Raw genomic sequence first — 11,133 nt, 5'->3', positions numbered from 1 at the left:
TTGGAGGCTCTGGCATACGTCGGAGCACAACCGGACCGAGGTCGGGGCGCTGCTGCCGGGCCTGATCCGGGACGCCGAGGCCGCAGTGCGTGCCCTGGACGGGGCTCAACGACGGGCCGCCCTGGTCGCTCTGTCCGACGTGTACCGGCTCACCGGCCAGGCCACCGCCTATATTGCCCCCGCCGAACTGGCGTGGGTCGTCGCCGACCGAGCGCTGTCGGCCGCGCAGGACGCCGACCGGCCCGACGCCATAGCTGCAGCCGCCTGGAACATGGGCAACATCCTGCGGGAGACCTCCTATCCCGAGGAGGCGCTGCGCGTCGTCAACGAGGCGGCCGACCTGATCCGGCCGCACCTGGACTCTTCGCCGGACGACTGGCGCGGTGTCTACGGCGCGCTCCAGTTGCACGCCGCCGTCACCGTGGCCCGGGAGGGCCGTGAGGGGGAAGCGTGGCGGTACTGGGGCAAGGGCGACCAGGTCGCCAAGAGCCTGCCAGCCGACTACGTTCACCCGTCGACCGTGTTCGGTCGGGCCAACGTGGACTTCCACGAGATCTCGGTGGCGACCGACCTGCGCAAGTCGGCTAAGGCGCTGGGGCTCGCCGATGACATCGACCCTGACACGATGCCCTCAGTCGAGCGGCGGGCCCGGCTGTGGGTGGAAGTCGCCCGCGGGCACCTCCAGCGCGGCGAGCGCACGGCAGCGCTGAAGGTCATGCAGATGGCTCACGAGATCGGCGCCGAGACCGTGTCCTACACACCGTCCGCGCGGCACATCGCCGCCGACCTCTGGCGCCACTCCCCGCGCGCCATGCGCAAGGAAGCGGGCGAGCTGGCCGAGCGGGTAGGCATCGCCACCGGCTGACCAGGGGGACACCCAGGGACAGGGGGACAATCTGTCCCCCTTCTCTGTTGCTCGGGCACCTACGGTGACGCTCCGCTGCCAGTCGCCTACTGGAAGGGCCCGACATGGAGTTACTGCCTGCGCGCCTGCACGCCTCTGTCCGCCGCCACGAGCCCCCCACCGCGGTCCCGGCCACCGGTGAGGTACGGGTGCCGCTCGCGCTGTACGCGGTCGATGACCTGCGCGGCACCGCCGACCTGGTCATGTCCCGCGCCGAGACGCGGCGGCTCTTCACCCAGCTGGCCGAGGCGCTGGGCTACGTCGCCCAGGTGCCGCCCCGGGGGCTGGAGGCTGTGCGGTGAGAGCGCACGTCGACCATCGTCCGATCGACATCGACATGATGCGGGCAACCGCGCGTCGTCTGCTCGCCGAGGACGCTGAGCCGCCCATGGCGGAGGAGCTGGAGACGCTCACCCTCCAGCTGCGTGGGTACATCATGCTGGCGATCCCGGAAGTCGAGGCCGCGGCCCGGCGCCTGCCCGAGGACGACGCGCCGCGCGAGTGCGCGCTGATCGCCGTCAGGGAGGCCCGCGGACGCCTCGACACGGCACCCCTCAACGCCACGCTGCCCGCGGGCATCGCGCACGCCCAGCGCCTCGCCCGCATGGTGTGGGCCCTGTGCGACCACCACGAGAACCTCCGGTGCGACTGATGGCGGGCCACCAGCGCCCGGGCCTGGGCGCTCCCGCCGAGACACCGGCCAGGGTGCTGCTGCATCCCACCGCCGATGAGCGCCTGGCCGTCGAGCAGTGGCTGCTGTCGACGCTGTCCGAGTCGGGGCGCGCGCAGGCCCGTACGGAGTGGAAGACGCTCGGGGCTGCCCTGCTGCCACTCGGCACCCAGTTCTCGGCTGTCCGGATCCCGGGCCGCCTGGTGGCTGTCGTCGCTGGCGTCGACGTGCCCCGGGACGACCCTCACGCGATCGACGCGTTCCTGGCCGAGGCGTTCCAGGGCGGCCCGGTCATCTGCGATCCCTACAACGGGTACCGCTACTACGTCCTGGTCCCGGCCAGTGTCCCGCAGACCTGGGCCGAGGCGGCCGAGGACTGGCGGTCCATGGACACGGAGGTCCTCGGCCGCGGCTGGCGGATGGGCGTACCGCGCGTGGACGCTGTCGGCTACCCCGAGGACGGCGCGCTGCTGTCGTCGTACTGGTCGGTGCCGATGCCCTCGCTGGGCGTCCTGTGCGCGCCGCTGAAGGTGGCGCGCTTGATCGCGGAGGCGCGCCACCAGCTCGGCGGGGAGGCGGATCTGTGAGCCGCGTCGCGCAGCAGTGGCGCAGTCGACCGTCCGGTGCCATGCACCAGCAGGCCGTCACCGCCCCCGACGAGACGCCCGCGCAGACCGCTACCAACACACCAGGACGTCAGGAGCCTGACGTCAACCTCACCCCGAAAGGATCATCATCGATGACCTGCACCTGCGGCAGTTCGAACGTGGACCAGCTGCCCGAGGGCTCGACCCCAGACGGCGCGATGTACCGGTGCCGTGACTGTGGAGCCGAGTGGTAGCTCAGACCACCATGACAGGCCCCGGCCGGGACGCCCCCGTACCCCGGTCGGGGCCGCTCAGCGCACCAGCTCGGCGACCGGCACGCCGAGGGCCTCGGCAGGGTCCCCTGACCACCGGCCAGGGCCGCTCACCCCATGAGGTCAGCGAGGTCCACCTCGAGTACGTAGGCGACCCGCAGGAGGGTTGCGATGGTCGGGTTGCCGTCCCCCGCTTCGAGTAGCTGGAGGGTGCGCCGGTCGATACCCGCGGCGAGGAACACCGCCTCCTGGCTCAAATTCTGCCGTCGCCGTTCCGCTCGCACTCTTGCCCCGATGGCGCGCTGGCGGGCACGCATCCAGGTGTCGTCGTTTTCGGGCAGGTCGCGAGGCACTCGACAAACGCTGTGACCTGCCCGACCATGAGTCGGCTGAATATATACAGCTTTTGGTGATCTTGTAAGCGGGTACCCCGGTCCCTGAGGCGGGTGCAGCGCGTGGCGGCATCGTCCGCGCTTTGCAGCAGACAGCTAGGGACTGTTCGAGTCATTTCGATGGACCGTTGTATGTGCCAGTGGCACAATCGGTGATCCTTCAACAACGGTTCGTAAGTGATGCGGCGTTAGGAAGTTCAGCGTGGAACTGCTCAGGCGTCTCGGTGACCGAATTGACGTAATAGAGACCGCTCTCTCCGTCGCGAGAGAGGAACCTGAGCCCGAGCATCGCGGCCGGATGCTTGACGCCCTGGACCGTGCGGCAGCGGCGGTACGGGCGGAACACCGAGATGTTGAGACCGTCGAGCAGAAACGTTCTGACTTCCGCCTCATCCAGGGTGCGATCCCCTGCCAGGGGCACCCGGACCGGTCTAGGCCAGCGGGCAGCGCTCCATCCGGACACTGGACGGGTCGAACCCAGGGCCCCGCCACGAGGTCGGCAGGATGACGACCCGGAACAGGTCTCGTACCACCGTGGCACGCACATCAACCGGCTCATCCGCCCACTCCTCGCGGCTCATGCCCATCACACGGGTCAGACGCCGCAGCTTCCCTGACGTGGCCATCTGTGCCCGAAGCTCGGCAATCTTCCGGTCGAACGACGCGACAGACAGCACAGCCAGAGTGGGGTCCACGTCCGGGTGGTCGGCCAATGCCTCCAGGTCCTCGCGCGTCTTATCGCGGCGTTTCTCCAGTGCCGTGATCTGAGTCTGGAGATCGGTACCGCTCTCGTCCTCGACAGCCTGGCGCAGCTCGGTAGCGAACCGGGGGGACGACAGCAGCTTGAGGACCTTGCCCTCGACGTAGGCGTCCAGCAGCGCGAGGTTCCTGCCGATGCTGCGGCACTCGGGGCAGTAGTACAGCCGCGTGTGCTTGCGGTTCCGGCCGCCCGATGGCTTCGACCGCACGGTGTGGTGCGGCCCCCCGCAGTCGACCCCGGTGCACCGCCCCGCCTGCGGAGCCGAGCCGCCACGCTCCGGCTTGTGGCACTGGTAGCACTCCGCGATGCCGGTCAGGAGGTGGGTACGCTCCCGGCCGCGGTACGGGTGCCGCGCGGCGTTGTCGCGGTACAGACTCGTGACGGCCTCCCAGGTCTCCAGGGTGATCGCGCCGTCCCACTGCGCGGGGTGCAGCGTGCCCTCCCGCTCGATGTAGCCAGCAATACGCGCGTTCAGCATCACGTTGCGCCACGACTTGGCCGTCCAAGGATTGCCCTCGGTGGTCCGCGCTCCCTGGCTGTTCAGCCAGCGGACCACCGCGCTCTGACTCATCCCGGCCAGCATCCGCTCAACACCGCCCCGGATCACCTTGATCTCCTCCGGTACCGGCCTGGTGGTGTCGAACACCGGCACGGTGATCGTCTCCCCGGTCGCACGGTCGGTCTTCTCTCGGGTACCGGTCTGCACGCCCCACCCGTACGGCCGCCTACCGCCCGCCGTGCCGGGGAGTCCCTTGGCGACCCTCGACTGCACGCCGCGGGTCACGCGCCGGGAGATGTTGTCCGACTCCCGGCACGCCCCGGCCGCCTCGATCCTCAGGATGTACCGATCGTCCGCGGAGTCCAGGTTCCGTGTGCCCGAGGGGGAGGCGATCCGCAGTCCTTTGCGGTCAGCGATGCTGATCAGCTTCTCGAGGTCGAACGGCTGCCGGATCAGCCGGTCACCGTGATACACGATGACGGCGTCGATCTCCCCGGCCTCGATCGCCTTCAGCATCGCGTCCCACTGGGGCCGCTTCCGGTTGCGCTGCCACGCCGACCTCGAGTTGTCCGGGAACACGTGCACGTCGGACACCGGCCAGCCCATCCGGGCCGCCAGCTCGCGGCAGTCCGCCTCCTGCCGCTCCACCTTCTCCAGCGACCCGTCTGGGGCGTACGACAGCCGACAGTAGATGCCAGCCCTCTTGGGCTTCGAGACCTCCATACGTGGAGTGTAGGTGCGTGACGGAGGTTGAGCCATCTGCTGGCCGCTTTGAACACCGGTCATGAGGGCGGCTGCGGCACCGTCCACGCCAACGCCGCCGCGGACGTCCCGGCCCGGCTGGAAGCGCTTGGTACGGCGGCCGGGCTCGACCGGGCCGCGCTGCACAGCCAGTTGTCGGCGGCGCTGTCGGTGGTGCTGCACCTCGTGCGGGACCGGGCGGGGCGGCGCCGGATCGCCGAGGTGCACGTCCTGGAGCGGGACCCCTCCGGGCTGGTGCGGACGGTGCCGGCGCTGCGGTGGGCGGAGGACGCCTTCGCCCGTGAGCGGGGGTGGGAGCGGCTGCGGGGGCTGCTCCACAGGGAGAGCGAGCGTGGGGAGGAACCGAAGTGGTGCACGGGGTGAGGGAGATGTCGATGGTCGCGGCCCTGGTGTGCGCCGGAGCGGCGGCCTGGCTGATGGGCGGCTGGCACTCCGGGGCGCGACGGGCGCAGCTGCTGTTCGCGGGCGGCGGAGCCGTGGGGGCGGGACCGCCCGGTCGGCAGCGGTTCGCCGACGGGGTGCGCCGGATCCGTGGGCGGCTGCGGCCCGAGTGGTGGGCCCTTGTCGCCGGGGTGGTGCTCGGGCTGTGGGGAGCCTCGGTGGTGCCGGTCGTCGCGGGGGCGGCCGGGGTGCCGTTGCTGCGTCGGGTGCGGGCGGCCCGGCGGGAGCGGCGTGCCCGGGAGCGCCGGGGTGACGCGGTGATCGCGCTGTGCGGTGCGCTCGCTGGTGAGGTGCGTGCCGGACGCCAGCCCGGTGCCGCGCTGCCGACGGCTGAGCGGGACAGCGGAGGGCTTGGCGAGGCGCAGGCGGCCGTGCTGGCGGCGGCCCGGTTCGGCGGCGACGTGCCGGAAGCCCTCAAGGCGGCGGCCCGACAGCCGGGGGCCGACGGGCTGCTGGGTCTCGCCGCGTGCTGGCGGGTCGCCGTGGACCAGGGAGCCGGGCTGGCCGCCGGTCTCGACCGGCTCGAAGCGGCGCTCCGCGCCGAACGTGACCGGCGCGCGGAACTGCGTGCCCAGTTGTCGGGTGCCCGCGCGACGGCGGTGATGCTCGCCGGACTGCCCGCCCTGGGGCTGCTCCTCGGCGTGGCCCTCGGGGCCGATCCGCTGCATGTCCTCCTGCACACCGGTGCGGGCCTGGGCTGCCTGCTGATCGGAGGGCTGCTGGAGGGCCTCGGGGTGTGGTGGGTGCTGCGGATCGTGCGCGGGGCGGAGGCGGCATGACCGAGACGGTCATCCACAGGCTGGGGATGGCGAGCGGCGCCGGGCTGGTCCTCGGGTGGTTGGTGTGGTGGCTGACGGGGGTGCGGCGCGAGCGGCGGGTCCGGCGGCGACTGGCTGGGCTGCTGGGCTCAAGGGAAGCGCCTGCCGCGTCGGACGTCGCGACCAGAGCTAGGAGAACACTCCGGTCGTGGCTGTCGTGGCTACCCCTGCTCGCAGTGGGGTGCGCCGGTTGGGTGCTGGTCGGCGGGGTGCTGGGAGCCCTGATCGGCGGCGTGGGCGCGGCAGGGCTGTGGGAGTGGCGTCGGCGGCAGCTACGGGCCGCGGTGGCCGGCAGGGCGCGGGATGGCGGTGACGCGCGGGAGGCCGCTCGGCAGCTGCCCCTTGCCGCGGATCTCCTGGCCGCCTGCATCTCGGCGGGCGCTGGTCCGGTGATCGCCGCCCAGGCCGTGGGCGAGGCCCTGGGAGGCCCCGTCGGGAAGGCGCTCGCGCGCGGGGCCGCGGAAGTGCGGCTCGGCGGCGAACCGGCTACCGCGTGGGACGGGTTGACCTCGACGCCGGGTGCCGGTCCTTTGGCGCGGCTGCTGGAGCGGGCCGACGTCTCCGGGCTCCCCGCCGCCGAACCCGCCGTACGCCTCGCCGCCGCCGCCCGCGCGCAGTGGGCCTGCGACGCGACGACACGGGCGCGACGGGCGGCCGTCATGGTCACCGCGCCGGTGGGGCTGTGCTTCCTGCCCGCGTTCATCGCGGTCGGCGTACTGCCCGTGGTGATCGGGCTCGCGGGTGAGGTGCTGGGCGGGGGTGGTGGATGAGAGCGGTCGTCATGCAGGGCACGGGACACGCGGTTGACGGAGTCGTGAGGAGAGGAACGGGACATGTGGAAGTTGGTGCGCGCCCGGCTGTGGGCGCTGGTGTGCGGGCGGGGAGCGCGGCGGGACTCGGGGATGGCCACCTCCGAGTACGCGGTGGGCCTGGTCGCGGCGGCTGCCTTCGCGGTGGTGCTCTACAAGGTGGTGACCAGCCCGGAGGTGAGCGCGGAGCTGCACTCCATGGTGAAGCGGGCCCTCGATGCGCGGATGTGAGCGCCGGGACGACCGGGGGTTCGTGACGGCTGAGACGGCGGTGGTGCTGCCGGTGCTGGTGATGTTCGGGGTGGCGCTGGTGTGCGGGCTGTTGGTGGTGGCCGCGCAGATCCAGTGCGTGGACGCGGCCAGGACGGGCGCCCGCGCGGCGGCCCGGCAGGACCCGGCGGACGCCGTCCTGGAAGTGACCCGCGCGGTGGCGCCCCGCGGTGCCGAGGTCAGCGTCGGACGGGAGGGAGACCACGTCCGGGTGACGGTCGTGGCCCGGCCGCCGTTGCTCTCCGGGCTGCCCGTCGAGGTCAGGGAGGAGGCCGTCGCGCTGGCGGAGGAGACGGTGGGGGACGAGACGGTGGGGGAGGTGCCGTGAGGACGACATCGGGTGGGCGGGACCAGGGGTCCGCCACCGTGTGGAGCGTCGGTCTGATCGCCGTCCTGTGCGTGGTGTTCGGCGTGGCGCTCGCCCTGGGGCAGGCGGTTGTGACCCGGCACCGTGCGGCCGGTGGCGCCGACCTCGCGGCGCTCGCCGCGGCGGACCACTGGGCCGAGGGCACCACCGCGGCCTGCGCCCTGGCCGACGGGGTGGCCCGGGGGCAGGGCACCCGGCTGGTGCGGTGCGCGATCGTCGGCGAGACGTCGGAGGTGACGGTGGCGTCGGGGGCGGGACCGCTCACGGCGAGGGTCAGGGCACGGGCGGGGCCGGTGGGGGCGGCTGGGTGGGCGGGATCCCTTTGACGCCCGCGCCCTCACCCTCCGCGCCCTCACCCTCCGCGCCCTCACCCTCCGCGCCCTCACCCTCCGGCGCCCTCATGCCCCGCCGTCTCGACCCCGGACCCTCGTGCCCTGCGCCCTCACCCACCGCGCCCTCATGCCCCGCCGTCTCAACCCCCGCACCCTCACCCTCCGCGTCCTCGACCCCGGCACCCTCGTGCCCCGCGGCCCCAACCTCCATGTCCTCGACCTCCGTACCTTCATGCCCCGCGCCCTCATGCCCCGCGCCCTCATCCCCCACCGCCCCCGTCTCCCCCGTCTCCCCCCGCAGCAACACCGTAAGCAGCCGCACGGCCCCCCGCTTGTGCAGCGGATCGTTGCCGTTGCCGCACTTGGGGGACTGGATGCAGGACGGGCAGCCAGCGTCGCACTCGCAGGAGGCGATGGCCTCCCGGGTGGCGGTGAGCCAGGCGCGGGCGGTGTGGAAGGCCCGCTCGGCGAAGCCCGCGCCGCCGGGATGGCCGTCGTAGACGAAGACCGTCGGGAGGAGGGTGTCGGGATGGAGGGGGACGGAGACGCCCCCGATGTCCCAGCGGTCGCAGGTGGCGAAGAGGGGCAACATACCGATCGAGGCGTGCTCGGCGGCGTGCAGGGCGCCGCCGAGGATCTCGGGGTTGATCCGGGCCTCGTCGAGCTGGTCCTCGGTGACGGTCCACCACACCGCGCGGGTGCGCAGCGTACGGGGAGGGAGGTCGAGTTTGGACTCGCCGAGCACCTCGCCGGTGATGAGCCGGCGGCGGAGGAAGGAGACGACCTGGTTGGTGACCTCGACGGAGCCGTAGCACAGGCGGCCGTCGCCCCACGGGATCTCGGTGTCCGTCTCCAGGACGGAGATGGCGGTGGTGTCGCGGGCGACGGTGGAGTACGGCGGGTTGGCCTCCTCGACCAGGGCGACCGAGTCGTCCAGGTCGAGGGAGCGGACCAGGTAGGTGCGGCCCTGGTGGAGGTGGACGGCGCCCTCGTGGACGGTGGTGTGCGCGGAGCCCGCGTCGACCGTGCCCAGCAGGCGTCCGGTGCCGCCCTCGACGATCTGCACCGGGCGTCCGCCCTCGCCGCGGATGTCGGTGAGGTCCGCGGCCCGTTCCCGGCGCGTCCAGTGCCAGGCCCTGGTCCGGCGGCGCAACAGCTTCGCGGCCTCCAGCTGCGGCAGCAGTTCCTCGCAGGCGGGACCGAAGAGGGGCAGGTCGGCGTCGGTGAGGGGCAGCTCGGCGGCCGCCGCGCACAGGTGCGGGGCGAGGACGTAGGGGTTGTCGGGATCGAGGACGGTGGACTCCACCGGCTGGGCGAAGAGGGCCTCCGGATGGTGGACGAGATACGTGTCCAGCGGGTCGTCGCGGGCGACGAGGACCGCGAGTGCGCCCTGCCCGGAGCGTCCGGCGCGGCCCGCCTGCTGCCACAGGGACGCGCGGGTGCCCGGATACCCGGCGATCACCACGGCGTCGAGGCCGGAGACGTCCACGCCCAGCTCCAGCGCGGTCGTGGCGGCGAGGCCGAGCAGGTCGCCGGAGTGCAGGGCGCGTTCGAGGGCGCGGCGTTCCTCGGGGAGGTAGCCGCCGCGGTAGGCCGCGACACGCCGGGCGAGCGAGCGGTCGATCTCCGCGAGCCGTTCCTGGGCGATCACGGAGATCAGCTCGGCGCCGCGCCGGGAGCGTACGAAGGCGACACTGCGGACGCCCTGGAGGGTGAGGTCGGTGAGCAGGTCGGCGGTCTCGGCGGTGGCGGTGCGGCGGACGGGGGCGCCCTTCTCGCCCTGCAACTCGGTGAGCGGGGGCTCCCAGAGGGCGAAGACCAGTTCCCCGCGCGGGGAGGCGTCGTCGGCGACCTCGACGACCGGCAGCCCGGTCAGGCGGCGGGCGGCGACGGCGGGCTGGGCCGCGGTGGCGGAGGCCAGCAGGAAGACGGGGGAGGAGCCGTAGCGGGCGCAGAGGCGGCGGAGTCTGCGCAGCACCTGGGCGACGTGCGAGCCGAACACGCCGCGGTAGGTGTGGCACTCGTCGATGACGACGTACTTCAGCGACTTCAGGAAGGAGGACCAGCGGGGGTGGGACGGGAGTATGCCCCGGTGCAGCATGTCGGGGTTGGTCAGGACGTAGGTGGCGTACTGGCGGACCCACTCGCGTTCCTCGAACGGAGTATCACCGTCGTACACAGATGCGCGAACCGCATGGCCGAGTGGATGTGAGAGTTCCTTCACGGACCGGCACTGGTCGGCGGCGAGGGCCTTGGTGGGCGCCAGGTAGAGGGCGGTGGCGCCCCGGCCGTTGGGGGCCTCGGCGCCGTCCAGCAGGGTGGAGAAGACCGGGACGAGGTAGGCCAGGGACTTGCCGGAGGCGGTGCCGGTGGCGACGACCACCGACTCGCCGTCGAGGGCGTGTTCGGCCGCCCGTGCCTGGTGGGCCCAGGGGTGCTCGATTCCCGCGGCCTGGACGGCGGCGATGACTTCCGGCCGGATCCGATCGGGCCAGACGGCATGGCGACCCGCACGCGGGGGCAAGTGCTCCGTATGAGTGATGCGCGAAGACCGGCTCTGCCCGGCGGCGAGGCGGTCCAGGACAGCGCCCGGCGCGGGGCGGGGCACGAGGTCCGCGGGGTGTCGATCGGATCGGTGATTCTTGGCCATCGGCACCGAGTGTGTCACTGGCGTGACGGACAATGGACCGAAGGCGTCGTGCACGCCTGCCGGTAAGTGATTGAATGCCATCGCGGCTGGCGAACCGTCCCGGGGGCTTCGCCGAGGTCTCACAAGGGGCGACCGCTCGATAGCAAGGTGCTGGAGGATCCGTGGACCTGTCCCTGTCGACCCGTACCGTCGGCGATCGTACGGTCGTCGAGGTCGGTGGCGAAATCGACGTATATACCGCGCCCAAGCTGCGCGAGCAGCTGGTCGAGCTGGTGAACGACGGGAATTTCCACCTCGTCGTCGACATGGAGGGCGTGGACTTCCTCGACTCCACCGGGCTCGGCGTGCTGGTCGGCGGCCTGAAGCGGGTGCGTGCCCATGAGGGCTCGCTGCGCCTGGTCTGCAACCAGGAGCGCATTCTGAAGATCTTCCGTATCACCGGCCTCACCAAGGTGTTCCCGATCCACACCTCGGTCGAGGAAGCGGTGGCGGCCACCGACTGACCCGCCGCCCGGACCGCGGTCCGTGAAGGAACTCTCACATCCACTCGGCCATGCGGTTCGCGCATCTGTGTACGACGGTGATACTCCGTTCGAGGAA

At 72.2% G+C, this 11,133-nt stretch carries 14 protein-coding genes and 1 pseudogene; 11 read left to right on the top strand and 4 right to left on the bottom strand.

Annotated features, from left to right (window positions below):
- The 4 genes from ABZ659_RS35270 to ABZ659_RS35255 form a co-directional block, all read left to right on the top strand.
- Positions 1-865, top strand: an 865-nt coding sequence (locus ABZ659_RS35270; RefSeq protein ID WP_360228905.1) for an XRE family transcriptional regulator, incomplete at its 5' end; no start/stop codon positions are given.
- Positions 866-969: 104 nt separating this feature from the next.
- Positions 970-1,206, top strand: a complete 237-nt coding sequence (locus tag ABZ659_RS35265) for a hypothetical protein (protein WP_360228902.1) — start codon at positions 970-972, stop codon at positions 1,204-1,206.
- Positions 1,203-1,556, top strand: a complete 354-nt coding sequence (locus ABZ659_RS35260) for a DUF6415 family natural product biosynthesis protein (protein ID WP_360228899.1) — start codon at positions 1,203-1,205, stop codon at positions 1,554-1,556. The genes ABZ659_RS35265 and ABZ659_RS35260 overlap by 4 nt, the downstream gene beginning before the upstream one ends.
- On the top strand, positions 1,556-2,161 hold the full coding sequence (locus tag ABZ659_RS35255; protein WP_360228896.1) for a hypothetical protein: 606 nt from the start codon (positions 1,556-1,558) through the stop codon (positions 2,159-2,161). Before ABZ659_RS35260 ends, ABZ659_RS35255 begins: the two co-directional genes overlap by 1 nt.
- Positions 2,162-2,543: 382 nt before the next feature.
- Here the strand turns inward: ABZ659_RS35255 and ABZ659_RS35250 are convergent, their stop codons facing one another.
- The 3 genes from ABZ659_RS35250 to ABZ659_RS35240 form a co-directional block, all read right to left on the bottom strand.
- Positions 2,544-2,786: a helix-turn-helix transcriptional regulator gene (locus ABZ659_RS35250; protein ID WP_360228893.1), complete on the bottom strand. Its 243-nt coding sequence runs from the start codon at positions 2,784-2,786 to the stop codon at positions 2,544-2,546.
- A 199-nt stretch (positions 2,787-2,985) separates the two neighbouring features.
- Positions 2,986-3,246, bottom strand: coding sequence for a hypothetical protein (locus tag ABZ659_RS35245; RefSeq protein WP_360228890.1), 261 nt, complete (start codon positions 3,244-3,246; stop codon positions 2,986-2,988).
- Between the two features lie 10 nt (positions 3,247-3,256).
- Positions 3,257-4,807, bottom strand: a complete 1,551-nt coding sequence (locus ABZ659_RS35240; protein ID WP_360228887.1) for a recombinase family protein — start codon at positions 4,805-4,807, stop codon at positions 3,257-3,259.
- Positions 4,808-4,840: 33 nt separating this feature from the next.
- On the opposite strand from ABZ659_RS35240, the pseudogene ABZ659_RS35235 reads away from it, so the two are divergent.
- The 6 genes and pseudogenes from ABZ659_RS35235 to ABZ659_RS35210 form a co-directional block, all read left to right on the top strand.
- Positions 4,841-5,209, top strand: a pseudogene (locus ABZ659_RS35235) (ATPase, T2SS/T4P/T4SS family); the annotation flags it as partial.
- 11 nt (positions 5,210-5,220) lie between these two features.
- Positions 5,221-6,066 (top strand): type II secretion system F family protein, encoded by an 846-nt coding sequence (locus ABZ659_RS35230; protein WP_360228908.1) that lies wholly within the window; start codon positions 5,221-5,223, stop codon positions 6,064-6,066.
- Entirely contained in the window at positions 6,063-6,875 is an 813-nt protein-coding gene (locus ABZ659_RS35225; protein ID WP_360228884.1) for a type II secretion system F family protein, read from the top strand. The genes ABZ659_RS35230 and ABZ659_RS35225 overlap by 4 nt, the downstream gene beginning before the upstream one ends.
- Positions 6,876-6,938: 63 nt before the next feature.
- Positions 6,939-7,145, top strand: a complete 207-nt coding sequence (locus tag ABZ659_RS35220; RefSeq protein ID WP_360228881.1) for a DUF4244 domain-containing protein — start codon at positions 6,939-6,941, stop codon at positions 7,143-7,145.
- Positions 7,132-7,512 carry a TadE family type IV pilus minor pilin gene (locus tag ABZ659_RS35215; protein WP_360228878.1) on the top strand — a complete coding sequence of 127 codons (381 nt, stop codon included), beginning with the start codon at positions 7,132-7,134 and terminating at the stop codon, positions 7,510-7,512. Before ABZ659_RS35220 ends, ABZ659_RS35215 begins: the two co-directional genes overlap by 14 nt.
- Positions 7,509-7,877 (top strand): Rv3654c family TadE-like protein, encoded by a 369-nt coding sequence (locus ABZ659_RS35210; protein WP_360228875.1) that lies wholly within the window; start codon positions 7,509-7,511, stop codon positions 7,875-7,877. The genes ABZ659_RS35215 and ABZ659_RS35210 overlap by 4 nt, the downstream gene beginning before the upstream one ends.
- On the opposite strand, the gene ABZ659_RS35205 is transcribed toward ABZ659_RS35210, so the two are convergent.
- Entirely contained in the window at positions 7,825-10,614 is a 2,790-nt protein-coding gene (locus ABZ659_RS35205) for a DEAD/DEAH box helicase (protein ID WP_360228872.1), read from the bottom strand. The genes ABZ659_RS35210 and ABZ659_RS35205 overlap by 53 nt on opposite strands.
- Before the next feature lie 80 nt (positions 10,615-10,694).
- On the opposite strand from ABZ659_RS35205, the gene bldG reads away from it, so the two are divergent.
- The gene (gene bldG, locus ABZ659_RS35200) at positions 10,695-11,036 is read left to right on the top strand and encodes an anti-sigma factor antagonist BldG (RefSeq protein ID WP_010986038.1); all 342 of its coding nucleotides are present in this window, start codon (positions 10,695-10,697) and stop codon (positions 11,034-11,036) included.
- Positions 11,037-11,133: the final 97 nt, after the last annotated feature.

Origin of the sequence: Streptomyces sp. NPDC006997 (assembly GCF_040635175.1) — a bacterium.
Taxonomy (GTDB): Bacteria; Actinomycetota; Actinomycetes; order Streptomycetales; family Streptomycetaceae; genus Streptomyces.
Note: the sequence above shows the minus strand (reverse complement) of the source record. Positions and strands in the feature narration are given on the sequence as shown.

Bases quoted from the DNA above. Each gene is read 5' to 3' on its own strand.
- ABZ659_RS35220 (WP_360228881.1), top strand. From the start codon at position 6,939: ATGTGGAAGTTGGTGCGCGCCCGGCTGTGGGCGCTGGTGTGCGGGCGG.
- ABZ659_RS35265 (WP_360228902.1), top strand. From the start codon at position 970: ATGGAGTTACTGCCTGCGCGCCTGCACGCCTCTGTCCGCCGCCACGAG.
- ABZ659_RS35255 (WP_360228896.1), top strand. From the start codon at position 1,556: ATGGCGGGCCACCAGCGCCCGGGCCTGGGCGCTCCCGCCGAGACACCG.
- ABZ659_RS35205 (WP_360228872.1), bottom strand. From the start codon at position 10,614: ATGGCATTCAATCACTTACCGGCAGGCGTGCACGACGCCTTCGGTCCA.
- ABZ659_RS35230 (WP_360228908.1), top strand. From the start codon at position 5,221: ATGGTCGCGGCCCTGGTGTGCGCCGGAGCGGCGGCCTGGCTGATGGGC.
- ABZ659_RS35215 (WP_360228878.1), top strand. From the start codon at position 7,132: ATGCGCGGATGTGAGCGCCGGGACGACCGGGGGTTCGTGACGGCTGAG.
- ABZ659_RS35240 (WP_360228887.1), bottom strand. From the start codon at position 4,807: ATGGAGGTCTCGAAGCCCAAGAGGGCTGGCATCTACTGTCGGCTGTCG.
- ABZ659_RS35225 (WP_360228884.1), top strand. From the start codon at position 6,063: ATGACCGAGACGGTCATCCACAGGCTGGGGATGGCGAGCGGCGCCGGG.